Source organism: Solibacillus sp., from assembly GCF_040273735.1.
In the GTDB taxonomy this organism is placed as follows: Bacteria; Bacillota; Bacilli; order Bacillales_A; family Planococcaceae; genus Solibacillus.
In genome coordinates this window covers 115,864-141,036 of record NZ_JBELZM010000011.1, presented here as the reverse complement: position 1 = coordinate 141,036, position 25,173 = coordinate 115,864, and the positions used below count along the sequence as shown (strand labels likewise).

The 25,173-nt window shown below is 37.8% G+C and carries 21 protein-coding genes; 4 read left to right on the top strand and 17 right to left on the bottom strand.

Annotated elements, in window-relative coordinates; all coding sequences use genetic code 11:
• The 3 genes from ABS917_RS12355 to ABS917_RS12345 all read right to left on the bottom strand — a co-directional run.
• A partial coding sequence (locus ABS917_RS12355) for an iron chelate uptake ABC transporter family permease subunit (protein WP_350479258.1) occupies nt 1–306 on the bottom strand: 306 nt, incomplete at its 3' end.
• A 130-nt stretch (nt 307–436) separates the two neighbouring features.
• Nucleotides 437–1,435 carry an ABC transporter substrate-binding protein gene (locus ABS917_RS12350; RefSeq protein ID WP_350479257.1) on the bottom strand — a complete coding sequence of 333 codons (999 nt, stop codon included), beginning with the start codon at nt 1,433–1,435 and terminating at the stop codon, nt 437–439.
• Nucleotides 1,436–1,556: 121 nt separating this feature from the next.
• Nucleotides 1,557–2,396: a helix-turn-helix domain-containing protein gene (locus ABS917_RS12345; protein WP_350479263.1), complete on the bottom strand. Its 840-nt coding sequence runs from the start codon at nt 2,394–2,396 to the stop codon at nt 1,557–1,559.
• 212 nt (nt 2,397–2,608) lie between these two features.
• On the opposite strand from ABS917_RS12345, the gene ABS917_RS12340 reads away from it, so the two are divergent.
• Nucleotides 2,609–2,947 carry a GlpM family protein gene (locus tag ABS917_RS12340; RefSeq protein WP_350479256.1) on the top strand — a complete coding sequence of 113 codons (339 nt, stop codon included), beginning with the start codon at nt 2,609–2,611 and terminating at the stop codon, nt 2,945–2,947.
• A gap of 78 nt (nt 2,948–3,025) precedes the next feature.
• On the opposite strand, the gene ABS917_RS12335 is transcribed toward ABS917_RS12340, so the two are convergent.
• The gene (locus tag ABS917_RS12335) at nt 3,026–4,378 is read right to left on the bottom strand and encodes a TraB/GumN family protein (RefSeq protein ID WP_350479255.1); all 1,353 of its coding nucleotides are present in this window, start codon (nt 4,376–4,378) and stop codon (nt 3,026–3,028) included.
• A gap of 331 nt (nt 4,379–4,709) precedes the next feature.
• On the opposite strand from ABS917_RS12335, the gene ABS917_RS12330 reads away from it, so the two are divergent.
• Nucleotides 4,710–5,186 (top strand): YusW family protein, encoded by a 477-nt coding sequence (locus ABS917_RS12330; RefSeq protein WP_350479254.1) that lies wholly within the window; start codon nt 4,710–4,712, stop codon nt 5,184–5,186.
• 70 nt (nt 5,187–5,256) lie between these two features.
• On the opposite strand, the gene ABS917_RS12325 is transcribed toward ABS917_RS12330, so the two are convergent.
• Nucleotides 5,257–5,451, bottom strand: a complete 195-nt coding sequence (locus ABS917_RS12325; RefSeq protein WP_350479253.1) for a hypothetical protein — start codon at nt 5,449–5,451, stop codon at nt 5,257–5,259.
• 146 nt (nt 5,452–5,597) lie between these two features.
• Between ABS917_RS12325 and ABS917_RS12320 the strand changes: the two genes are divergently transcribed.
• A complete protein-coding gene (locus tag ABS917_RS12320) occupies nt 5,598–8,105 on the top strand; it encodes a bifunctional diguanylate cyclase/phosphodiesterase (RefSeq protein WP_350479252.1) in 2,508 nt (835 codons plus the stop codon).
• 66 nt (nt 8,106–8,171) lie between these two features.
• On the opposite strand, the gene ABS917_RS12315 is transcribed toward ABS917_RS12320, so the two are convergent.
• The 3 genes from ABS917_RS12315 to ABS917_RS12305 are packed head-to-tail and all read right to left on the bottom strand — an operon-like array spanning nt 8,172 to nt 12,914.
• Nucleotides 8,172–9,986 carry an ABC transporter substrate-binding protein gene (locus ABS917_RS12315; RefSeq protein WP_350479251.1) on the bottom strand — a complete coding sequence of 605 codons (1,815 nt, stop codon included), beginning with the start codon at nt 9,984–9,986 and terminating at the stop codon, nt 8,172–8,174.
• A 19-nt stretch (nt 9,987–10,005) separates the two neighbouring features.
• Complete coding sequence (locus ABS917_RS12310) at nt 10,006–11,502, bottom strand: ABC transporter permease (RefSeq protein WP_350479250.1); 1,497 nt, start codon at nt 11,500–11,502, stop codon at nt 10,006–10,008.
• A 14-nt stretch (nt 11,503–11,516) separates the two neighbouring features.
• Nucleotides 11,517–12,914, bottom strand: a complete 1,398-nt coding sequence (locus ABS917_RS12305; RefSeq protein WP_350479249.1) for an ABC transporter permease — start codon at nt 12,912–12,914, stop codon at nt 11,517–11,519.
• A 171-nt stretch (nt 12,915–13,085) separates the two neighbouring features.
• On the opposite strand from ABS917_RS12305, the gene ABS917_RS12300 reads away from it, so the two are divergent.
• Entirely contained in the window at nt 13,086–14,822 is a 1,737-nt protein-coding gene (locus tag ABS917_RS12300; protein WP_350479248.1) for an ABC transporter ATP-binding protein, read from the top strand.
• Between the two features lie 67 nt (nt 14,823–14,889).
• On the opposite strand, the gene ABS917_RS12295 is transcribed toward ABS917_RS12300, so the two are convergent.
• From ABS917_RS12295 to ilvC, 9 genes are all read right to left on the bottom strand, one after another.
• Nucleotides 14,890–16,011 carry a Ger(x)C family spore germination protein gene (locus ABS917_RS12295; protein WP_350479247.1) on the bottom strand — a complete coding sequence of 374 codons (1,122 nt, stop codon included), beginning with the start codon at nt 16,009–16,011 and terminating at the stop codon, nt 14,890–14,892.
• The gene (locus tag ABS917_RS12290) at nt 15,986–17,101 is read right to left on the bottom strand and encodes a GerAB/ArcD/ProY family transporter (protein ID WP_350479246.1); all 1,116 of its coding nucleotides are present in this window, start codon (nt 17,099–17,101) and stop codon (nt 15,986–15,988) included. The genes ABS917_RS12295 and ABS917_RS12290 overlap by 26 nt, the downstream gene beginning before the upstream one ends.
• Nucleotides 17,098–18,441, bottom strand: coding sequence for a spore germination protein (locus tag ABS917_RS12285; protein WP_350479245.1), 1,344 nt, complete (start codon nt 18,439–18,441; stop codon nt 17,098–17,100). Before ABS917_RS12285 ends, ABS917_RS12290 begins: the two co-directional genes overlap by 4 nt.
• 128 nt (nt 18,442–18,569) lie before the next feature.
• On the bottom strand, nt 18,570–19,136 hold the full coding sequence (locus ABS917_RS12280; protein ID WP_350479244.1) for an ABC transporter substrate-binding protein: 567 nt from the start codon (nt 19,134–19,136) through the stop codon (nt 18,570–18,572).
• Nucleotides 19,137–19,259: 123 nt separating this feature from the next.
• Nucleotides 19,260–19,850 (bottom strand): 3-isopropylmalate dehydratase small subunit, encoded by a 591-nt coding sequence (gene leuD / locus ABS917_RS12275; protein WP_350479243.1) that lies wholly within the window; start codon nt 19,848–19,850, stop codon nt 19,260–19,262.
• A 12-nt stretch (nt 19,851–19,862) separates the two neighbouring features.
• The gene (gene leuC / locus ABS917_RS12270; protein ID WP_350479242.1) at nt 19,863–21,272 is read right to left on the bottom strand and encodes a 3-isopropylmalate dehydratase large subunit; all 1,410 of its coding nucleotides are present in this window, start codon (nt 21,270–21,272) and stop codon (nt 19,863–19,865) included.
• Nucleotides 21,273–21,343: 71 nt separating this feature from the next.
• The gene (leuB, locus tag ABS917_RS12265) at nt 21,344–22,444 is read right to left on the bottom strand and encodes a 3-isopropylmalate dehydrogenase (RefSeq protein ID WP_340801312.1); all 1,101 of its coding nucleotides are present in this window, start codon (nt 22,442–22,444) and stop codon (nt 21,344–21,346) included.
• 127 nt (nt 22,445–22,571) lie between these two features.
• On the bottom strand, nt 22,572–24,116 hold the full coding sequence (locus ABS917_RS12260) for a 2-isopropylmalate synthase (RefSeq protein ID WP_350479241.1): 1,545 nt from the start codon (nt 24,114–24,116) through the stop codon (nt 22,572–22,574).
• Nucleotide 24,117: 1 nt separating this feature from the next.
• Entirely contained in the window at nt 24,118–25,131 is a 1,014-nt protein-coding gene (ilvC, locus tag ABS917_RS12255) for a ketol-acid reductoisomerase (protein WP_079526917.1), read from the bottom strand.
• Between the last annotated feature and the right edge of the window lie 42 nt (nt 25,132–25,173).

Genomic DNA, 25,173 nt, shown 5'->3' with positions numbered 1-25,173 from the left:
GGCTGATCCGTCCGTTACGCCCATAATTGATGGGGAAGCAAGGAAATTTCGAGTTACCCCTTGCATAATTGCACCTGCTGATGCTAAAAATGCACCAACAAATAATACAGCGAGCGCTCTTGGTACCCGACCAGACCATATTATCTGGTGATCTACATTTTCTTTGTCAAAACGGATAAATGCATCGATAATCGTTTCAAGCGCAATTGATTTTGTACCCATCGAAATCGACATGAGTGTCACAACAACAATCAGAACTGGCATTATTGTTGAAAATAAAATGAAATGCCGATATGAAAAATTCAAAAGTATAGGCCTCCTTTTATTGAATAAAAGAAAGAGGCTGCCCGGAAAACCTTTCCGGTACAGCCCTTTCACAGAAATATTGTAAAATCTGTTCTACCTTCTCTGAAGCTGTCTATTGAATAATTCGTACTTATTTTAATACGTTCTCATTAAATGCTTCCAGGAAGTTAATTTTTGACCAAGCTGTCCCTCCTTGTGCCATTGCATCTATAAGATTAACATGTACATTATTTGTTTTAGCGGCAGTTGTACTGTTAAATATCGGATTATCTAAAATCTCCTGTAATAATTCAGGAGTATCCTTATTTTCATCATCAGCATATTGAAGGAAAATTATGTCCGGGTTCCACTCTGTCAATGTTTCATATGTAATCATTGTTTGTGCTTCGATTGAATTCAATTCTTCAGGCACTGTAAATCCAAAATCTTCATAAATTGAAGGGTTTAAATATACTCCTGCAGGATAGACCGACAATCCGCCACGTACGCGGATGATTACAACCTTTTTATCTTTCAGCTCACTATTGGCAATCGATTCTTTCGTACTCGCTAATTTCGCATCATAGTCATCCAATGCTTTCTGTGCTTCCGATTCTTTACCGGCTAATTGGCCAAATAATAATAAATTCTCTTTCCAGTTTGTAGAAATATGAGAATAAGGGAATGTCGTTGCTATTTTGTTATAATTGGACATTTGTGCTTCATCCCATTTGCTAGTACCTAAAATTGCCTCAGGATTTAAAGAAAGCATTGCCTCTGTGCTTGGTTCTTTTTTTGAACCGACAACAGTTGCTCCTGCTAAATCCGACTCCAAGTATTTAGGAATTGTCTTACCGTCCATAGAAATAACACCAGCAGGCTTTACACCAAGTACTGCTGCATCTTCCATCGCTTCCAGACTTGCTGCAATAATTGTTTCTACTTTTGCAGGTACTTCATAGTCGTTCCCTAAATAAGATATTTTTCGTTCTGTTGCTTCATCTGCAACTGGTTTTTCTACATTTGAAACTTGTTCTGTTTTATTTTCTGATTCAGCTGCAGATGACGAATCCACTTCTTCATCTGCAGTGCATGCAGCAAGCATTAATGCAATTGCCCCTGCACTGATCAATGTGCGATATTTTTTCATTACACTTTCCTCCTGATTTCATCGATAACGATTATCATTATCATTTATATTACATTATCGATGATATCAAACGGTTGTTTTTGCGTACATAGAATTTTTTACAAAAGGAATGGATTTTTGCTCAAACAGATAAATATTGCTTACGGAAATTTGTCGGTGTCATATGATATTGCTTTTTAAAAACACGACAAAAGTAGAATGCATCCTGGTAACCGATTAATTCAGCAATTTCCTTAATTGGAATTGATGTCGTGCGCAGCAATTCCCGGGATTGTTTCAACCGGATCTCCGTTAAAAATTGAATTGGTGACATTCCGATTTCCTTATCAAACAAATAGGCAAATCGGCGACGATCACACCCTACTTCCTCCGCGATTTCTGCTATTGTAATAGGTAAATTATATTGTTCGGTCATAAATGTAATCGCCTGGTCCACTACATTGTTTGAGTTTTGCATTTTTGCACAAATAACTATTAATTCAACCAGCTGCATGAACAGAGATTTACATTTCAGCCGGTTCATATCCCCTGGTATTTTTTCGAAATGGATTAATTGTTGGACTAAATAATCGAATTTATGATGATAACCTGTTGCGATCTCGAAATGGCCTAAATCTACTGTAAAGGGGAGGTTTAACACTTCATAGTGCAGTACCGTATAATGCCATGGTTCCTTACTTGTAACCGTAATATCAATCGCCATATTAGGTCCGGCATGCAGGATAACCCCTTTATGTATAGCGTATAATTTACCATTCAGGGAAAAATTTGCGCTACCCGAAAGTGTAATAACGATTCCATTTAAACCTGGAGCTGTATTACGATTGTGATCATGGACGTTAGGATCTAAACTAGTTACAAATAAATCAGTATATTGAAACGATGAGTTGGCAAAATATTTTATTAAATCGTTTGCTTGAATTCTCCTCACCCCTTTCACCATTGCGGGAATGATAATCATTTTCAATAAGGGTACACTATTATGAGTAGAAAATTCAACATATTTTTACAACTTGAGAGAATTAATGCAATTTTTCTTATAAAACTAAAAAGAAAATCTACCTAGTAAATCTCATTTTACTTAATTAATTCTTTTTTCCGATAATGAGGTTGATAGATTCAATTCGATGATTTATAGTTATTGTATTTTAATGGAATTGAGGTAAGCGAAAGATGTTTTATGTAATTCAGTTTATTCTTGGCGGTACAGTGATGCTGCTGGCTTCTTGGTTAAGCAAATCGAATTTGCATTTTTTATCCGGAATTATTACATTGCTTCCTATATTAACGTTGCTTAATATGAGGCTGCAATTGAAAAGTATGACGGAAGAAACATTTCATATTGTGCAGCAAAACGCCATTTTCGGGGCTGTCGGCATGGTATTATTTACTGTACTTGTTTTTTATTTATCCGGTTTGTGGAAGCCAGGTTATGCTATTTTAGGAGCCCTTTCAATCTATATCATTTTCATGGTCGCCGGCAGACCTTTGCTTACTTTAATGCAATCGTAATCTACATTATTATGCAATACTCCAAAAATAAAACGCATGGTTCAGTTACTTTCGTAACCAGTTCCATGCGCTTTTAATTTATTGATAAAACGGCTTTACTTCATAGCCACTTTGCTCTAAATGATAGCGAATATTTTTATCAACTAAAAAGTGACCCGCTCCGACAACGACAAAGAATGTCCCTTTCTGTTCTTCCAATACATCGACGAGCTTTGCGGCCATTTCTGCATCGCGTTTACCAAACAGCATCTGATTGAACTCAGATGTGTCCCCTTCCATTTCGGTTAAGCTTTCCGCAAACTTTTCCACATCACCTTTAACCCAATTCGTGAACCAGTCTGCCATTAACTGAACATCTTCTTCGGACTGTTCAGAAGGCTCCAAAATACCGTCAAGTGCGGCAACTAACGATTCTTCCTGTGCTTCTGGTGATAAAGCTTCAAACATATCGACTTGTGCATTGATTCCTTCCAGCTCATAAATAGGTTTTTGCTGCAAGTAAGCACTTAATAAAAATTGCATATCAATCCCATGCATAGCCATTTCTTCTGCTGTTAAACCAAATGCCCCGTCCATCATCATCGTTGAGAAATTATTTGAAAGCAGCCATGGCTTCTGCATTTCCAGCTCTTCAATAGGCAGTTCAAGTTGTGCTGCTACTTTTTTAAGTTTTGCATACGTTTCTTCATTTACAACATCTTTAATCGTACGTCCATCATTAAACATAGCTTTTTCAATATAGTAATCCATCCCGGTAGGATCCAATAAGTTCGCTTCAACGAAAAGGCCATCCGACTCATCAAAAGCTTTCGTTAGTTTTTTATGCATCGGGTACAGATCCGGTGTTCCTACATGAATTGAGCCAAGCAAATAGACTTTTGTATCTTCATCTTCCACTACCCATGCAACACCTTTCGCGCCGGCGTCCGCCTGCTCGAATGTATTCTGGATCAGGCGGACTGCGAAAATAACCGCATGTTGTGTTGTAGCTTTTTTGTCGAGCATCAACCCTTTTTCCGAGCCTTGTAATACTTTATGTTTCTGCATATATGTAACGGCATCTTCTGCTGTATCTAATTTGTATTGTCCGACAATATTGTAAAGACGGTTAATAATATCACCGCGTGTACCATCGCCTTTTACAGCAACCGGCTTAAATTTTTCGTTTTTATCCAAATTCAAGCTTGCAATTTTTTGCTCAGTTAGCTCAATTAATGAATCTAAGCGCTCCGTTGTAATAGCTGAACGGAAGCCGTCATAGTACCATTCAATCGGAAAAATTCCGAATTTCTCTCCTTCATTTAATGTCCCGATTGCCCAGTTGCTTATATCCGGTGTTACTTGCTCCGCTTTAACGGCAGGCATAATCGATGTAAGCATCAACGTAGTCCCCAATGTTGTAGCTAAAACGGTTTTAGTCATCTTTTTCATTCAAACATCCTCCTGCATTAGAAAGTCATTTCCAATTGGTTTTATGAAATAAATTGGAGAGACAATAGAGAAATTCAGCCTAAGATCATTTTCCATAAAAATCTATTTCACGTGATAAGTGTACCATAAATTTATTTAAATATAGAATATTTTGACATCCGATTTATTTATTGAAGTCAATATTTTAATTTTCAAGTACTGTATTAATTATTCGCTGTAGTTAATATGACATAAATAAAAATAACTATATTTTTCAAAATAATATTAAGCTGATTAATTTTTAAGTAATCGGGTATTTTAACAGTAGTTACAAGAAAGGTGGGTTTAATGAATGAAAAAATTTGCATTAATTTGTGCATTAAGTACAACTGCATTGTTAGTAGGCTGTGGTGACAGCGAAGAAGCAACGAATTTGCCTGATAATGCCCCGACAGAACAAAATACAATGAATCAGACAAGTACAGTAACCGAAACTTCTGATGCCCCATTTAACTTTACTCACTTTGACCTGGATATCCAATATGCGGATGATAAAAGTTATGAAGTGAGTTATGAAAATGAAGCATCTCGAGCAGAAGCACAAATTGAAGATGAAGTTAACAAAACAAAATTAGAAGGTAATGAAGCAACGAACAAATTGGTTCCAATTTTCGAAAGCTTTACATTCGATGCTAATACAGCAGATGATGCAGTAATTGATGAAGTACTGCAAAAATTCGAACAACCCGACAGCTTTTTGGAAGTGGAAGTAGAGATTAAATTTTCAGATGGTACAGTAAAAGAATACCGTCGTGTAGCACAGCAATAATAAAAAGCGTTGAGACTGATGTAGAAATTTTATATGTACCAATTTTTCCGCCCAGGAAAAAGCCGTTTATCTACCAGAGAAAACGGCTTTTTGGGTTATGTCCTACCCGCGCTATAAACTTCCCACCGTCATGCAATCGGGCAATTGTTGCTGATGAAGGCAGGCCATTTACTTCTATATCAATATAGGAAGAAAATTCAAAGCTTTCATCATACATATTTGCCGTAAACAGTATGGATTCTTCATCCATTTCTTCAATTGTCATTGTCAAAACATCATTTTATTTGTTTTTCGCACTGTATCTTTCGGGATTGAAAGTGTAATAGTATCTGAAACAGTTATTTTCGTGTTCGTATAACGTTTCATTTTGGACACAGGCATGGATTTTATAGAGGGATGGTGGAAAAATTAATGGAAAATGATATGAACTATCACAAATTAAATCAATTATTCTCAGAACAAAATCTCAATCAAGAAGTGAATAAAGACTTTTTCAATTATTTCACATCTCTTACGAATAATCATCCTAATATTGTTATTGTATTATCTAAATTCGGTAAAATACTTTCATTAAACAATAATAAACTCCATGACTTACTTGGTAAGCCAATAGTAAATGACGAGGATTTCCAACAGTTTGTGTATGGTGAAAACTTAGATTTACTCGAAACTACATTTAATAAAACATTACAAGGCCATACTGAAAAATGTAGTATTGAAATAAAAAATAACCTTAATAAAAAACTGTTTCTCGAGCTTACTTTCATTCCGATAGTCATTGAAGAAAATATTGTGGGTGTTTATTTAATCATTACCGATAATACAGATAAAACTATGATGAAAAAAGAACTGATGCAATGGGAAAACCATCTGAACTATGCTCAGCAAATTGCTGAAATCGGAAGCTGGGAATATCATTTTACTGAAGATAAACTTTTCTGTTCCAAAAATTTTTATAATATGTTCGGACTTGATTATCAAAAATATATAAGTATTGATGAACCGTTCAAGCTAATACATCCTGAAGATTTGAATATATCTTTACAATATTTAAAAAAATCCATTAGTGATGGCGAAAATTATACACATAAAATTCGGGTTTATCATAGAAAAACAAAAGAACTAAAACATTTCAAAGTACATGCAGAAGTATTTTTTGAAGAAGGAAAACCAGCTAAAATCTTCGGAATAATTAAGGATGAAACCTATCAAATATTGCTGAAAAAGCTGCTTATTGAGCAAAATGAGGACTATAAATCGATTTTCGATAATCTGACATCTGGAATTTGGATGCGTGAAAAAATAGGTGGTAAATTCCTTTTCGCTTCGAAAGGATTGGAAGAAATATTGGAGATTCCCCTCTCATGCCTTTATGCAGATTCTAAAGCGTGGTATAACATGATCCAACCCATCCATCTCCCCGAGTTGGAAAACGGTAAAAAGAAAATGATGAACGGGCAAGGCTTTCAGTGGATTTATAGAATTAGTTCCGGAAACGGTAATACAAAGTGGCTGCTTGAGGAAGTTGTTCCCCGTCTTGATGATCATGGCCAGATAACGAATATATTCGGTTTAGTTACGGATATTACTTATGAAATAGAAAAAGAACATAAAATAAATTACTTATCCAACTACGATAATCTTACAGGTCTGCCAAATCAGCAAAGTCTATTTAAAAAATTGGATCTCATGTGCGAAAGTGATGAACCCTATGCCATTCTTTATTTCGACCTGGATCGCTTTAATATAATCAATGATTCACTCGGCTATTTTATTGGGGATGAAGCATTAAAATTCGTTGCAGATCGTCTTCAAAAAATAATGCCTAAAGACAGTTATCTTGCACGTTTGAGCAGCAATGATTTTATTATGATTATAAAAAATTATGAAAATAGAAAAGAAGTGCTTCAATATGCCAAAAAAATTATCAAAAAAATCAGAGAACCGTTCACTATTCAGGATTACGAGTTAAATATCTCGACCAGTATCGGCATTACCTTCTATCCCGAAGAAGGCAGGGAAAAATTGACCCTTTTGAAAAATGCTCACACAGCACTTTATAAAGCGAAAAAGGAAGGGAAAAGTACTTATCAGCTTTCAACTGATGAAGATGATGTATCATCTTATAAAAAGTATGCTTTGGATCGCGATATGCGAAAGGCTATTTCGAATGAAGAATTTGAGTTACATTTCCAGCCGCAAGTGGAAACAGGCAATGGTTCTCTTTGCGGAGCCGAAGCGTTAATTCGCTGGAACCATAAAGAATGGGGATTAGTCTCCCCTGGAGAATTTATTCCGCTGGCGGAAGAAAACCATATGATTAACGGAATTACTGATTGGGTCATTGAAAAGGTGTGCCAGCTTCTTAAAGAATGGAAAGAAAAAGGACTGCCAATCATTCCGATAGCAATTAATATCCCACCTATTCGATTTATGAAAAAAGGATTGTTTCAACATGTGAAAACACAATTGGAACATTTCGGGATTGATCCGTTCTATTTGGAATTCGAAATTACTGAAGATACATTGCTGAATATAGAATCGAGTGTGTATTCAACGATTCAAAGCTTAAAAGATCTCGGAATTCGGATCGCGGTTGACGATTTTGGCACCGGCTATGCATCTTTAGCTTCGATTCGAAAGTTTAAACCGAATAAAATTAAAATCGATAAAATATTTATAGATAATATAAATAACGAAGACAAAGTAGATAACGGCATTATTTGTGCTACATTGCATTTAGCGAAATCGTTGGAGATGAATGTGGTCGCTGAAGGTGTGGAAGAGTTTGAACAGCTAAAATTTCTTAAGAAAAATGACTGTGATGTAATTCAAGGGTATCTATTTTCCAAACCCGTTAAGAAAGCAGAGTTTGAAGACATCCTGAAAGTCGGTTATTTAACACCGCAAGTTTCCTAATCAATTATTCACTATATTTAAACAATTAAACCGAAGCAACTTTAAAAGTTGCTTCGGTTTTTATTGTTATTTTGATTCGTTGTATGCTTTTAAGAACTCTTTTACTTTTGCGCTGTCTGCTTCCAGTTTTAAACCTGTGTCAATTAAAGGTGAAACTGTTGATACAGCCGGCTTTTTCTTACCTTGGTAATAGCTGATGAACTCTTCTTGATTGATTGAGTGAAGGACTGCTTTACGTAAGTCTGCAGATTTCGCAGTTTCACGACCGCTTGTATTGAACAATAAGTAAGAAACGGCGTTACTGTCAGCTGTTTTTAATTGTAAGTTTTCATCGCCTTCAACTACATCTGTTTTCGTCTCAGGAACTGATTGTAATACGTGAATTTCACCATTACGCAATGCTGATAGTGCACTGTCATTATCCTGGATGAAACGAACGCTGATGTTTTCAATTTTCGGCTCGTTTTCAGTTCCGGCCTGGTATGCTGGGTTTTTCACGAATGTTGCTTCATAGTCATTTTTCTTCACTAAAATGTATGGACCTGATGCTGCTAAATGATTTGCATAGCTTGCGCCTTCTGTAACAGTCGATTGGTCACCGTAAGCGATATCCGAGTTAGGATCATAGCTTGCTACATCAAATGTATTCACTGCAGTTACCGCAGCTTCAGAAACAATACCGCCAGATTGGTGCGCTAAGTAGTTTAATACTTGCGGGAAAGGATTTGGCGTTGTCAATTTAACCACTTGATATTTCCCTGCTGCATTGTCTACATCTTTTTCATCTGTCACAACTTCAGAAATCGCTGCAGGCAGCTCATCTGATAATTCTTCTAAAACAGACTTGCCATCTGCTGTTTTCACTGATTCCAATGATGTAATATCCGATACGATTTCAACTGTATCAATATTTTCATGGATTGAATATGTGCGGTGATCTGGTACCGATGTTTCGTCTTTTGCACGGTTTAAAGAGAATACAACATCTTCTGCTGATACTAAATCACCTGTATCAACTGCTTTTTCGCCTTCCACTTTTGCAAAGTTAATATCATCGCGCAGTACGAAATAATATTCTTCATTGTTTTCAGCAATGGCATGGTCATAAGAAAGTGAGCCATCTGATACGACTTCATCTGTATCAGATAAATTCACTAAACGTACATACATATTTGTATTCAATGTATTGATCGAGCCATCGTTTGCCTTAACCGGGTCAAGAGAAGTCAGTGATGCCAACGCTTGGTGAAGTACCAATGTTTCTGATGCATTTTTCCCTTCATCAGTGAAAGAAATTGTTTCCCATGCTTGAGCACGTGATTTTGGCAGACGTACTGTATCCGGATTAACTTCCGCTTTATAAATACCTTGGAATTTTTGAGAAATATACAATGGTGCAATATAGGCATTGTCGAATACTAAAGCTTGTTCCAGCTCTTTATATTTTTCCTTTGCTTCATCACCTGTTAATGTACCCGCTTCATCGATTAATTTATCGACTGTTTCATCTGAAGTACGGCTGTAGTCCCCACCAGTTTTGAATAAACCGCGTACTGCATAGTCTGGGTTACCAGTTACAGTCGTCCAGCTTGAAATGGCAATGTCAAAGTTGCCAGCATCCTGCTGTGCTGTAAATGAACCGTAATCCGGCTGGATATTCAGTTTCACATCGAAACCGTTCTTCACTAATTGGTCACGCACAATATTCATGTCCTGCTCTGAAGAAGCCATACCAAGTAATTCGATGGCTGGCTTTGCCCCAGCCGTTTCAGTAGTTGCTGAATCATTTTCTTTTACATCCGATTTTGTTTCGACACAGCCTGCTAATGCTACTGCTGCCACTGTTGCTGTTGATGCTAACGTAAATAATTTTTTATTCATGAAAAATTCCTCCATAAAGTTAATTAGATTTTGGGTCCAATGCGTCACGCAGTCCATCACCGAAAAAGTTAAACGATAAAACGAGCAGCATAATACATAACCCCGGGAAAATCGCTAAATATGAATGTGACTCTAAATACGTACTCCCAACTTTTAAAATATTGCCCCACTCCGGTATATGCGGTTCAATACCTAATCCGAGGAAGCTTAAACTACTTGTTGAAATAACGGCTCCTCCGATTGTTAATGTTGCTTTGACAATCATAGGTGCCAACGCATTTGGAACGATATGCCTGAAAATAATCGAGCGGTCATTTGCCCCTAATGCGCGGGCGGATTCAACAAATTCATAGTTTGAAATCTGCAGTACATTTGCCCGCATTGTTCTAGCATAGGTCGGAATAGCGCCGACACTTAATGCGATGATCAAATTTGTCGTATTTGCGCCAAATGCGGCAATAATCGCAATTGCCAGCAGAATTCCTGGAATCGCATATAAAATATCCAATGCACGCATAATAATATTGTCGGTGTTTTTTCCGTAATAGCCAGAAATCGCACCGAGCGCCCCGCCGATTATTGCCGGAATGACCGTTGCACAAAAACCAACTATTAATGAAATTTGCGCACCGAACACAATGCGGGAAAATAAATCCCGTCCGAAATTATCGGTTCCTAACGGATATTCAAGTGTCGGTGTTTGCAGCAATACTGCATAATTGTTTTCAACCGCAAAATCATAATCGAATGTCCATGAGCTGACAACCGATAAACTGAACATGAAAACGATGAAAAACAAGCCAAATACCGCCATCGTATTACGCAGGATTTTATTCCATGTTTTTTGCCATTTTTCTACGGCGGACGGATCTGCATTTCGCGCTTTACGAATTAGCGTAATACCTAGTAACAACGAGAAGAAATTACCTGTCACTGTTGGGATAAGCAGCACTATTCCTAGCGGCAGCATCCATTTAGGCGCTGTTTCAACTGTGACAAACTTCGCTATTAACACAGCTGCAGTTAAATACAGCAATGCTAGTAGGATAAACCCGCCGATTGCAAGAACAAATGTATCCACTACATAAGGTTTGAACAAATTAAATCCCGAAATCAGGATAATGAATATTTGCGTCATAAAAGCATAAACAGCAAAAGTATACTCTGCCGTTTTATTTTTAGAAGCGAGCATAAAACCGAATCCTGCAGCAAATACATTCCCGACAAAAATCGTGAATATCAACGGGATACCGAGAAGGCGTGTACGCTTTGTCAGTTCCCGGTACTTCGCTAAATCCTTCTTAATAAGCAGTGATGCGAGCCACACGTATATCGTTGTTCCAATATAAATTGCAAAAAATACAAGTACATATGGCCGCCATACACCTTCTGAAAAATTAAAACTATAAAGTAAAAACAGCAATGAAAAAATCGCAGAAAAAGCAATGGTAAACTGTGCATTTACATACTCTTGTGTTATTTTCAACAGCAGTTTTACATCTGATATAAATTTCACGTCGTTACCCTCTCCTAAGATTTTTTCATTTTCGAACGAATTCTTGGGTCAAAGAATGCGTATAAAATATCGATCACCATGTTCACAATGGAAATGGTGATTGCAATATATACAACCCCACCCAAAATTGCCGGAATATCGGGAATAAATTGCTTGTCGACAATATAACTTCCTATACCGCTAATATTAAATACTTTCTCTGTTACTGCCGCACCGCCGAGCATTCCGCCAAACAGCAGTCCAATAACTGTAATTATCGGAATCATCGCATTACGAATTGCATGCTTAGTAATTACTTTCCGTTCACTTAACCCTTTTGCTTTTGCTGTAATAATATAATCCTCGTGTATTACCTCCAGCATACTTGATCTTGTCATACGGGCAATGGATGCAGTTATCGATGTTCCGAGTACAACAATCGGCAGAACAATCGACATCCAATTACTCGGATTATACGTCGCCGGGAACCATTTTAATTCAAGCGAGAACGTCAAAATAAAGATCAGCCCTTGCCAGAAACTTGGAATCGATAAACCGATTAATGCGATTAACATAAATACATAATCGATAAATGAATTTGGGCGTACTGCCGAAACAATACCGACCGGAATAGCAATGGCAATCGCCATCAGTAATGAGAACATCGCGATTTCAAGTGTTACCGGAAATTTGTTTAATATGCTTTGCGCGACATCTTCCTTTCCGGCAAAAGATGTTCCTAGATCGAATGTGAACAGGCCTGACAGTGAATGCCAAAGCTGCACTAAATAAGGCTGATCCAACCCGTACAGCTTATTAAAGTTTTCGACTTGTGCAGGAGTTGCCTCCACCCCAAGCAAATTGCGGGCGGGGTCAAACGGTGAAATATACAAAATCGTAAACACGAGTGTCGCTACCCCTATGATAACGAACACACTTTGTAATAAGCGCTCAAAAATAAAGCGAGTAAATGGATTACTCGAAATAAGTAGTAAAGCATACATCAAAATACCAGGAATTATCGTAATCAGTAAAAAGTTCGGACGTTTTAATAGTGTACTAAAATAATTTTTATAGGAGTTTTCCACTACTCCATTTGCCGCAAGTCTTTTTTCAACTTCTCGCTCCAATCTTTGCTGAGCTAGCGATTTCGCAGCAAGAATGATAGATTGCTCATCGACTTTTTGATTGAAAAACTGTGCTTTTGTCCGTTCCTCTACTTCGTATTGCTTATGCCATTCGAATACTTTCTCGTCTTCTATTAATTGTCTCTTCACATTCATAGCTTTTTCCGCATAAGTTGATTTAGATCGATTCACTAAATAGAACGGAATTGTAAAAATGTGTATGAGCAGACCGAGCAGAACAAAAGCAAAATAATAACTTTTTTTCGAAGCATTTTTTTGAAAGCTTTCAAAAAATAAATGCTGCATGTAACTAAAGCAGCTCCTTTCTTACCAATTCTCTCCACCCTTAATACTTGTGTAAAGAATATTCACACTTTAAATATTGTATAATTCCTACCTGTATAGTAATGTATTATGTAGAACGAACATTCAGAAGTCAATGAAATTATTTTATTTTTATTAAAGGATGAGCATGTTATGAGTAAAAAGTTGCTTCAAGTAAGGGATTTACGAGTATCTTTTATAACTGGAGAGCAGGAATTTGAAGCCGTAAAAGGCGTAAGTTTTCATGTAAATGAGGGTGAAACAGTCGGAATTGTAGGAGAATCCGGAAGTGGCAAAAGTGTAACAGCCCGCTCAATTATGCGTTTACTTCCTTCCCCACCTTCGTTTTTAAAAGATGGAACGATTGAATTCCAAGGGAAAAATCTAATTACCAAAACGGAAAACCAAATGGAAGCGATTCGAGGAAAAGACATTAGTATGATTTTTCAGGACCCGATGACTTCCACGAACCCTACTATTCGTATTGGAGACCAAATTGCGGAAGGTATAATGAAGCATCAAGGGCTTTCTAAAAAAGAAGCGTATTTAAAAACTATTGAACTACTAAAATTAGTCGGAATAAAAAATAGCGAAGAACGTTATTACCAATACCCCCATGAATTCAGTGGCGGAATGCGACAACGAGTTATGATTGCAATGGCATTAGCATGTAATCCATCCCTTCTTATTGCCGATGAACCGACAACAGCGCTTGACGTAACAATCCAAGCTCAAATTCTATCGTTGATGAAGGAAATGCAGCAGCGTTTTGGTACTTCCATTATATTGATTACTCATGATTTAGGTGTCGTAGCGGGAATGTGTGACCGTGTTGTTGTCATGAAGGAAGGCGAAGTCGTTGAACATGGTACAACGGAAGAGATTTTTGCCAATCCGCAGCATCCTTATACGAAACGATTGTTAAACGCTTTGCCAAAGCTTCATGAACCGAAGCAGCCAAAGGAACTGCCTAATTTGTCGCCTGATTTAAATATGAACGTACCTCTAGTCGAAGTTAAAAATATATCCAAACATTTTGAATTAGCAAAAGGCAATGTATTGAAAGCGGTGAACGATTTATCATTTCAAATTTTCCCGGGTGAAACATTAGGGCTTGTTGGTGAATCAGGTTCCGGAAAATCAACAACCGGCCGTACGTTATTGCAGTTGCACGAGCCAACTGACGGTGAAGTTCTTTACAAAGGCGTACCCGTTAGTCGATTAACGAAAAACGAACTGAAAAGTATGCGACGTCATATGCAAATTATCTTCCAGGATCCATATTCAAGTTTAAACCCTAGAAAAAAAGTGCTGGATATAATCGGTGAAGCATTGGATGTCCATAAACTGTCCCCTTCCAGGGAATCACGCCGGGCAAGAGTGGAAGAACTGTTGGAACTTGTTGGTTTGAAAAAGGAACATGCACTTCGATATCCGCACGAATTCAGCGGTGGTCAGCGCCAACGAATTGGGATTGCACGTGCATTAGCTGTGGAACCTCAATTTATCGTTTGTGATGAACCATTATCCGCGCTTGATGTTTCCATTCAGAAACAAGTCGTGGATTTATTAAAAGATTTGCAGCAACGACTAGGATTAACATATTTATTTATTGCACATGACTTGTCGATGGTAAAACATATTAGTGATCGTGTGGCTGTTATGTATGGCGGAAAAATTGTTGAGCTGGCAGAAAGCGAAGAACTGTATGCCAATCCGCAGCATCCTTATACGAAAATGCTGCTCGACTCGATACCAATTCCGGATCCGGCTATCGAAAAACAGAAAAAGCGGCGTGTTATGACAGACGACGAACTGGCAGCAAACCGGTTCGATGTAGAGAACACAGAGCTTGTTGAAGTTACGAAAGGTCACTGGGTAGCAATATAAATATTAAAAAGACTTCAAACAACTTGTTTGAAGTCTTTTGTTTAGCCTTATATCCCCGAAGAATGTTTTATTGAATTGATCCGGTACTTTTTAATCCTGGTACGACAGTTACGTTTACTTTTGCTTTTTTGTATGCTTCCATCCATTCCGCATCAGTCATTCGCCGATTATGAAGTACCTTAGCTTTGTAATTTATGCCAAAACCAAGTGGATCGTAGCCAAGATTTTTCATTTCCATCACAAACTTTGTAATTTTATCTTCTGACTCTTTTTTTAATTCCTCATTAAATAATGGAAGATCTTTACTTTTCATAGGCTTTTTCGATTCTGATATCGAACCGTTTAAATTTATTTGCAAATCGAGTTTTATATCATGCTGATCTTTTATATTCACTTCATATTTAGATTTTATTGAATCAATATATGCGATAAAATAATCGCCGTTTTCGTTTATCAGTAGATTAGCATCCGTATTCCTGGTCAGCATATTATAAATCATTGTATTTAACAGATTCAATTCATGAGGTTCTTTATTTTGTGCGATCAGTAAAGATTTATTCACTTCAAAATGCTCGGCTTCCTTATTCATTTCAATAATCGGCAATACGGTATCAATCCCATTTTCCTTCATATTTCTTCTGAATTTAAATAAGTGGGTCGTTACAATATAAGGAGTATTTGTCCCGTTATTTTCAAAATAATTAAAGAGTTCGGGGTATGCAGCAGATTCCCCTTGCGGAACCATTTTAATGACTTCTTCAGCTGTTGGTCTTCCTACAGTTATCCAGGAAATCATTTGTATATCGGCTCTTCTCAGCAAAAAGTCCATAATCTCTTTATTTTTATTTTCTTTTACCAGTTCTTCACCTAGGACAATCAGCTTTGAATGCCCAAATTCAAGTTCCTTGTCCGAATAGGATTCCATTTTTCGAATCGCTTCCGATAATGATTGGCCATTTTCCGTTAGATACGAATACTCAGGTTCAGTTGCCTCTTTAAATGAGCCTGTTGGTTCATAGAGCTTTAATGTAACTTTGTACGGTTTTTCCTCATCATCTGATGTATCAATGGCGATCATTGCTACAAATACACTTTTGTCAATATCTTTAAAGGCACAGCCTGACAATAAAAATGTACTAAATATCAAAATTACAATACTTGCATTAATTTTTGGAGGTAGGTATTTCATTTTTCATCCTCCTTTTAATGTGCATAAAGACTAGAATCATACTAGGAAATATAAAGACCAGAGCATCATAAAAATAACTCGTATACCGAAACAGCTGGTATTCAGTTAATTCCTTAGCTAGATATAAAGAAATGGCAGTAAAAATGGGCAGAGGTAAAAATATGCCAATAGTTCTTTCTTTAAATTTAATATTTTCCAGCTTGAAAACAAATTTCAGAAACTCCATCGATGCGTGCCAGTGGATCAAAATACTTAAAAAGGCTATTCCTAGATAAAACAATAAAAACATAAACAATACCCGTTCAATAATAAAATAATCCATTTTAATCGAATCAGTCGTCGATATCCATGGATAGACAAGGTCATTAATTCCTTCAAAACCATTAAAGCCAATCGGTATAAAATAAGTTGTAAATAATGTACCCACACATATAAAGAGAATCACCATTATCTGTTTAAAACCGAATGTCTGTTTATCCGTAAAATACCGATTGAAGATAAATAAGTTCGCGGCACCCAAAAATAAAAAGAAGCAAGCGGAAAATGAATGCCAGTTTGGAAGTTGGTTAATATATAAGACAGCCTCCATAACAAAATCCCAATTAAGGCTAGGGCTGCTATATGCCTTGTAAAATATGAAAAGAATCAACGGACTGGTAATAATTAAAATCATCTCCACCGTATAAAGCACGCGATCAGTTTTCATTAAGGCACCAAAAATCACTGCCAATATGAGCGTCAAACAAATTTGGACAATTGGCATTTCCGGGCTTAAGTAGCGGATGAGCAAAAATGTAAATGTAATTAGTGTAATAAGCCCTGCTATAAACCAAAGGACGGCAAGAGAAAATACGAACGGCAGGTAAAACCATTTAGAAGTCGTTTTTTCCAGCAGTTCCGGTAATGTCTTTCCGGGATAAGAAATGAAAAACTTTGTATAGATCGTTACAATGACAACTCCTGCTGCAATCGAAAGAATCATTGCCATTAAAGTACCTTCTTTATGAAAATGCAGCAGAATTGCAGGAACCGATGCAATGATGTTTGCCATCATATTGATAATTATTAGATAATAATAAAACCGGCTCAAGTTTTTTCACCCGCCTCCACCTTGTTTTTCTTTTTCCGATTAAATTTCAGGTAAGGCTCGCCGAAGCTGTCGATGCTTACTAGGTACATAATAAATGCATACAGACCTACTGTTAATCCAGCCAAACCGAAGACTGTTGCTGCAAATATAAATAAAAGACGGATTACCCTGATTGAAAATGCCATCTCATTAATCGGAATGACAAAAGTAGAAATCGCTACTGCGGAAACGATAATAATCATAATATCCGATGCAAGTGATGCTTCCGTTACCGCAGACCCTAAAATTAACCCCCCAACAGTCGTAGCAGTTGCACTGATGGTTTTCGGTAATCGGATACTCGCTTCCAGGAGCATTTCCATAAAAAACAGCATGAACAATACTTCCACAAACGAAGAAAATGGAACACCTGTACGACTTCCGGCAATCGTCAGTGCTAGCTCAGTCCTGAATACTTCCGGTGCAAAGGATGTGATCCCAATATATAGACCAGGTAAAAGAAGACTTATGAATAACCCCGTATAGCGAAGAAATTTAAGAAAAAATGAAATGAAGAATGAATGGTAATTGTCTTCCATCGATGTCATGAAATCAAAGAAATATACAGGAGCAATCAAAGCCTGGGGATTTCCATCCACCATCAATATCACCTTTCCTCCAGACAGATTATAGATAATCCGATCCGGACGTTCGGTCATAATCATTTGAGGGAATAACGAAAACTTTTTGTTGTTTAAATAGTTACTCAGCTGAACCGCGGAAGTAATAACTTGCTTATCAACTTGCTGCAGTTTCTCGATGATGATGTTGAGCACATTTTCATTTACTTTTTCTTTATCGTATATGATAGCTAATTTATGATTGTTTACTTGTCCTGTCGTGGAATATTCAACAAACAATGTCGGCTGATGGTAATCCGATCGAATTAGATTGATATTGGTTGCGATATTGTCGCTTAATGCTAGCTGCGAACCATGTATTGTAGTTTCAACGGATGCCGTATTGGCCTGGTCATTGAAAGAAAATTTCAAATCTAGCAGATAAAACTTGTTTTGTATTAAAATAAGCACATTGCCGTTTAAAACTTCTTCTGTCAGCTGTTCTTTCGACTTACTGTCCTGAAATTGAGGCAAAGCTTTCAGATATCGAATGAATTTCGTTTCGGAATGCATTTCAAAATAAGGTTTAATGACAATTTGTTGAAGCAATTCCACATCGATAAGCGGCTTTATGTAAAACAGCTCGGCTTTCTTATCATCATCTTCCAGCGTCTTCATCGTTAATTCATTTGTATCTTTGAATTGTTCATTAATCCACTTAATGTTCTCTTCCGAAGACATAGTATTTCTCCAATCTCAGCTAAACTTTTTTATAGAATGTCCAATATGAGAAATAATATTCAAGAAAGGTTAAATTTGGTTAATAAATATAAAAAAAGCCAATCTCTAAGGAGATTGGCTTTTCCAGTCTAATAATTATTCGCTTTCAATAAGCGGTATGCATCCATATTAATTGTTTTTACTGGGTTGATATCTTCCATGATTTCCACTACATCTTTTAGCAATGGTGTTAAATTTTCTTCGATAAATTCTTTTTTCACCGCATCTGTTACTTCAATTTCCAAGTTATCCATTCGAATTAGCAGTTCATCACACATAATATGCAATACTTCTTCTTCACGATAAGTTGGCGTATCGTTTAAAATAAGCTTTGCACGCAAATCCAAATATTTATACCAGTAATCCCTTAAATCAAGCTGTTGCTTATTTTTATATAGCTGACGCTTAAAACCATTCTGATCAATATTATTCGTCAATATAAGCAGTCTTTCCATTTTATACTCAATAGTTGACTGATTTTCACTAATTAGCAGTTGTTCGGCTTCTAAGATTCTTTGTTTCTTTTTTTCTTTAGAATACTTTATAAGTTTCTTAACCGAATAATACAATACAACTGCTCCAACGATAAACATCCAGTAGCTAATAATAAATCCGATAATAAATATTATGCCTATCCAAACCCATAAATTTTTCAATGTTACACTCCCGATACTTAAAACAATGAAGAAAATTATAGCACCGGAAAATTGACACAGCAACCGGTAAAATAAGACAAAGCCTCTTACTAAGGGATAACCACAAAGTAAGAGGCTTGTAGATTAATATGCTACACGGTTTTTCTCATATGCTGCAATTTGCTCTTCATACTGGAATGTAAGAGAAATTTCATCCCATCCATTTAATAACATTTGTTTATAATATGGATCGATTTCAAATGAATACGTTTTACCGTAACCTGTAGTAACTGTTTGCTGTTCTAAATTAACTTCAATTGCCTGTGCTTCTGCTAAACCTTTTTCTAAAAGTTCGTCACATTCGCTTTCCGTTAATTTAATCGGTAAAATACCGTTTTTGAAACAGTTATTATGGAAAATATCCGCAAAGCTTGGTGCGATGACAACTCGGAATCCGTAATCAAGGATTGCCCACGGTGCATGTTCACGTGATGAACCACAGCCAAAATTATCTTGTGCAACTAAAATTTCTGCGTTTGTATACTCTGGTTTATTTAACACAAAATCCTCGATCGGATTGCCGTTTTCATCAAAACGCCAGTGATAAAATACGAACTGTCCGAATCCTGTGCGTTCGATGCGCTTTAAAAACTCTTTCGAAATGATCTGGTCTGTATCGACGTTTTTACGGTCAAGTGGTGCATAAATACTGTTTACTATATTAATCGGTTTCATGCTGATCTCTCCTTATGCTTCCTGCTTTTGTAGCTTACGAACATCGACAAAACGTCCGTGAATCGCAGCTGCGGCTGCCATCGCTGGTGATACAAGATGTGTGCGTGCACCTGCACCTTGACGTCCTTCAAAGTTACGGTTAGATGTTGAAGCACAACGTTCACCTGCCGGAATGACATCTTCATTCATCCCTAAGCAAGCAGAACAGCCTGATTCGCGCCATTCAAAGCCGGCGTCAAGGAAAATTTGATGTAGACCTTCTTCTTCTGCCTGGCGTTTTGTCGACCAAGAACCAGGAACTACAATCCCTTTAACACCCGGTGCAAGCTTTTCGTCTTTTACAATTTCAGCGGCTGCACGTAAATCGTTAATACGGGAGTTTGTACAAGATCCGATAAATACATGTTGAATTTCAATATCCGTAATTTTTTGCCCTTCTTGTAAATCCATGTATTTCAGTGCTTTGTTTAAAGCGGATTTATCTGTATCATTGTCATAATCAGCAGCTGTAGGAACTGTTTTCGAAACGCCGACACCCATCGCTGGATTTGTACCCCATGTTACAATCGGCTCAATTTCCTGTGCGTCAATCTCAAGGACAACATCATATGCTGCATCTGCATCAGAAGCAAGACTTAACCAGTATTTTGCTGCTTCCTCAAATCTTTCTCCTTGGGGAACATGACGGCGACCGCGTAAAAATTCAACTGTCGTTTCATCCGGTGAAATCAGACCAGCTTTTGCTCCTGCTTCAATCGACATATTACAGATTGTCATACGTTCTTCCATAGAAAGCTTGCGGATTGCTTCACCTGTATACTCTACGATATGTCCTGTCCCGACACCGATTCCCCATTTTGCAATGATTGCTAAAATGATGTCTTTTGCTGTTACACCAACGCCAAGTTCACCGTTAACACGGATTTCCATTGTTGGCGGCTTTAATTGCCATAATGTTTGTGTCGAAAGTACATGCTCTACTTCCGATGTGCCGATTCCGAATGCGATTGCGCCGAATGCACCGTGAGTTGCTGTATGTGAATCTCCGCAAACAATTGTTTTACCGGGCTGTGTAAGACCCAATTCAGGTCCAATAACGTGGACAATCCCTTGATCCGGATGACCGATATCCGCTAATTCGATTCCGAATTCTTTTGCGTTTTCAGCCAGTGTCATAATTTGTTTTTTTGCGATTGGATCGTTGATTGTCGGCAGGTTTTTTGTAGGGACGTTATGATCCATAGTTGCGAACGATAAATCTGTACGACGCACTTTTCGTCCTGCCAGGCGTAGTCCTTCGAATGCTTGAGGACTTGTCACTTCATGAATTAGATGCAGGTCGATATAAAGTAAGTCCGGCTTTCCTTCTTCACGATGTACGACATGCTGTTCCCACACTTTTTCAATAATATTTTTCCCCATAGTTCTCACCGTTCCTTAACCATATATAATGTTGATATCCAAAATCATCAACAGTTTTCATTCGATTGAAATTAGTTATATGAAATCATAATGCTGTCCGATACGAAGCTTGCATCGATTTCGTTTAGTACTTTTTCAGTCCATTCTTCTGTTGATAATGTACGCGTATGTTCCTGAGCTAAATCGGCTGTGTAGTAGCCATCTTCGAATACGGCTGCAACAGCACGTTCGATTTCTGCAGCTTCTTCTTTTAAGCCGAATGAATATTGAAGCATCATTGCTACTGAAAGAATTGTTGCTGCCGGATTCGCAACACCTTGGCCTGCGATTTCAGGTGCTGAACCATGTACAGGCTCATAAAGTCCAAAATTATCGCCGCGAATTGATGCAGAAGGTAATACACCAAGTGACCCCGTAATAACAGAAGCTTCATCACTTAAAATGTCGCCGAATAAGTTTTCTGTAACGATGACATCATAATGACCCGGGTTAGTAATCAGTTTCATAGCCACCGAGTCAACTAAGTTGTGTTCTGTTTCTACATCTGGGTACTGCTTTTTCTTTTCTTCTACAATTTCACGCCATAAACGTGATGTATCCAGTACATTTGCTTTATCTACCGAGCAAAGCTTTCCTCGGCGTAAACGTGCTAATTCGAATGCATTTTCGACAATACGTTCGATTTCTTCACGGGAATACACACATGTATCAATAGCACCTGCATCTGTTTTTTTACGTGGCTCTCCGAAGTATAGCCCTCCTGTTAGTTCACGGACGATCATTAAGTCTACATTTTCCGCAACTTCGCGCTTTAATGGAGAAGATGCAAGTAAACTTGGGAATGCTTTCACAGGACGTAAATTCGCAAATAAATCAAAGTGCTTGCGGATTTTTAGTAAACCTTTTTCCGGACGCAATGCCGGGGGATTGTTATCCCATTTCGGACCACCTACTGCGCCTAATAAAATGGCATCACTTGCTTCACACATTGCAATTGTCTCTTCCGGTAATGGATTATTGTACTGGTCAATTGCAGCTCCGCCGATTGCCGCATAGTTTAAATGAAATGTATGGTTAAAACGTTTCCCGATTACTTGTAATACTTTTACTGCACTTGCAACAACTTCTGGACCAATGCCGTCACCTGGTAGTACTGTAATTTTCTTTTCCATTTGTAAAACACCTTTCTTTCTACGTGAAGTAACTTGATGTAGAAGCGCCACCAATTAAGATGGCGCTATTGTTCTTATAATGAGCTTGCTAGTTGTTTTCCTTTACGGGAACAACCTTATTATTCTATTAAACCGTAATTGCCTGTTTATCGCGTACTTGCTGTTGGATCAATTGTCTGTTTACGGCATTTAAATACGCTTTTGCGCTTGCTTCCAGCACATCTTGTGCTGAGTCACGTCCTGTTGATGTATAGCCGTTATATTTTAAATTAATGACCGCTTCTCCAAGTGCATCGCGTCCTTTACCGACTGATTGTACTCGGTAGTCCAAAATATTGACTTTACCTCCAACAAGCTGTTCAAGTGTATTAAAAATGGCTTCTACTGATCCTGATCCTGTTGAGGCGATTGTTTTCAACTCACCTTCAGGAGTCATAACTGATGCAGTAGCTGTCGGAATGTTTTCTGTGCCGTATTGAACTTGAACCGATTTAAGTTCAAATAACGGAACATCTTCTATTGAAACTTGCTGCTCAGTTAAAATCGTTGTTAAATCTTCTTCTGTTACTTCTTTTTTACGGTCCGCTAATTTTTTGAACTCAGCGAAAGCTTTGTTCAGTTTTTCATCCGACAGCTGGAAGCCCATTGTATCAGCACGGTCACGGAATGCTGCGCGGCCTGAATGTTTTCCTAAAACTAACGGGATATCGTCTTCACCGATCAGTGCCGGTGAAATGATTTCGTATGTTTCTGGATTTTTCAGTACACCATCCTGGTGAATACCCGATTCATGTGCAAATGCATTTTTACCGACAACCGCTTTGTTCGGTTGAATGACTACGTTTGTTAAACGACTTACCATCTGTGAGGTACGTTTAATTTCTTTTAAGTTCAAGCCAGTTTCGACACCGTAGAAGTCTTTACGAATATGTAGGGCAACACCGATTTCTTCTAATGCGGCATTTCCTGCACGTTCACCTAGACCGTTAATCGTACATTCTACTTGGTCTGCACCGTTTTCTATTGCAGCCAATGAGTTTGCAACTGCCATTCCTAAATCGTCATGGCAATGTGCAGAGAATTTGATTTTTTCTGCACCAATCACGTTTTCACGCAAATAACGGAATAAAGCGCCGTATTCTTCCGGTGATGCGTAACCAACAGTATCTGGAATATTAATCGTTGTTGCACCAGCTTTAATAACTTCCTGGCAAATACGAACTAAAAATTCTTTGTCTGAACGGAAACCATCTTCTGCAGAAAATTCTACAAGTGAGAATTTTTCCTTGGCATACTTTACCGCAGTAACAGCTTGCTCAATTACTTCGTCTGGATTTTTCTTAAGCTTATATTCCATATGAATCGGGCTTGTTGCGATAAATGTATGAACATGTGGCTGCTCAGCATGGCGAATTGCTTCCCAAACTGCGTCGATATCGCTTTTAACAGCACGTGCTAAACCTGTGACGATTGAATTCTTCACTGTTTTTGCGATTAACGATACCGCCTCCAAGTCCCCAGGAGATGAGGCAGGAAATCCCGCCTCAATGATTGTGACACCTAAACGCTCTAGTTGTTTTGCGATTTCTACTTTCTCTGCTGTATTTAAGTTAATTCCAGCCGATTGTTCTCCGTCGCGCAATGTTGTATCAAAAATGTCAATTTTTCTCATATTATTTCACTGTTACCTTTTGTTTTCCTTGGTTGATGAATGGCATCATAGCACGTAATTTTTCGCCAACTTCCTCAATTTGATGGTTTGCGCCAGCTTCTTTGAATTTTGTATATTCAGGACGACCGTTTTCGTTTTCAGCGATCCAGCGTTTCGCAAATGTACCGTCTTGGATATCAGTTAATACGTCTTTCATACGAGCTTTTACTGATGCGTCGATAATACGTGGGCCTGAAACATAATCGCCCCATTCTGCTGTATCAGAAATTGAGTAGCGCATTGTCGCCATACCGCCCTCGAACATCAAGTCAACGATTAATTTAAGTTCGTGTAATGTTTCAAAGTAAGCTAATTCTGGTTGGTAACCTGCTTCAACTAATGTTTCGAAACCTGCTTTAACGAGTTCAGTTGTACCGCCGCAAAGTACTGCTTGCTCACCGAATAGGTCTGTAACTGTTTCCTCAGCAAATGTAGTTTCAAGTAATCCGCCACGTGCTGAACCAATTCCTTTACCGTATGCAAGAGCTAAATCACGAGCTTGACCTGTCGCATCTTGATGGATTGCGAATAATCCTGGTACGCCAGCGCCTTCAGTGAATTGACGACGTACTAAGTGTCCTGGGCCTTTTGGAGCTACTAGGAATACGTCTACATCTGCTGGTGGTTGAATTTGACCGAAGTGTACGTTGAAACCGTGTGCGAACATTAACGCTTTACCTGGTGTTAAATGTGGTGCTATTTCAGCTTCATATACTGCTTTTTGACGCTCATCCGGAAGTAGGATTTGGATTACATCCGCTTCTGCAGCAGCTTCTGCTACAGACTTAACTTCTACGCCATCTTCTTTTGCTGCATCATATGATTTACCTGGACGGATACCTACTACTACATCAAAACCTGATTCTTTTAAGTTAAGCGCATGAGCATGGCCTTGTGAACCATAACCGATGATCGCGATTTTTTTCCCTTGTAATACTTGCTCGTTAATTTCGTTTTCATAATACATTTTTGACATTTTCATTTCCTCCAATTAAGTGAATGTTTTTTTATTTTGTAA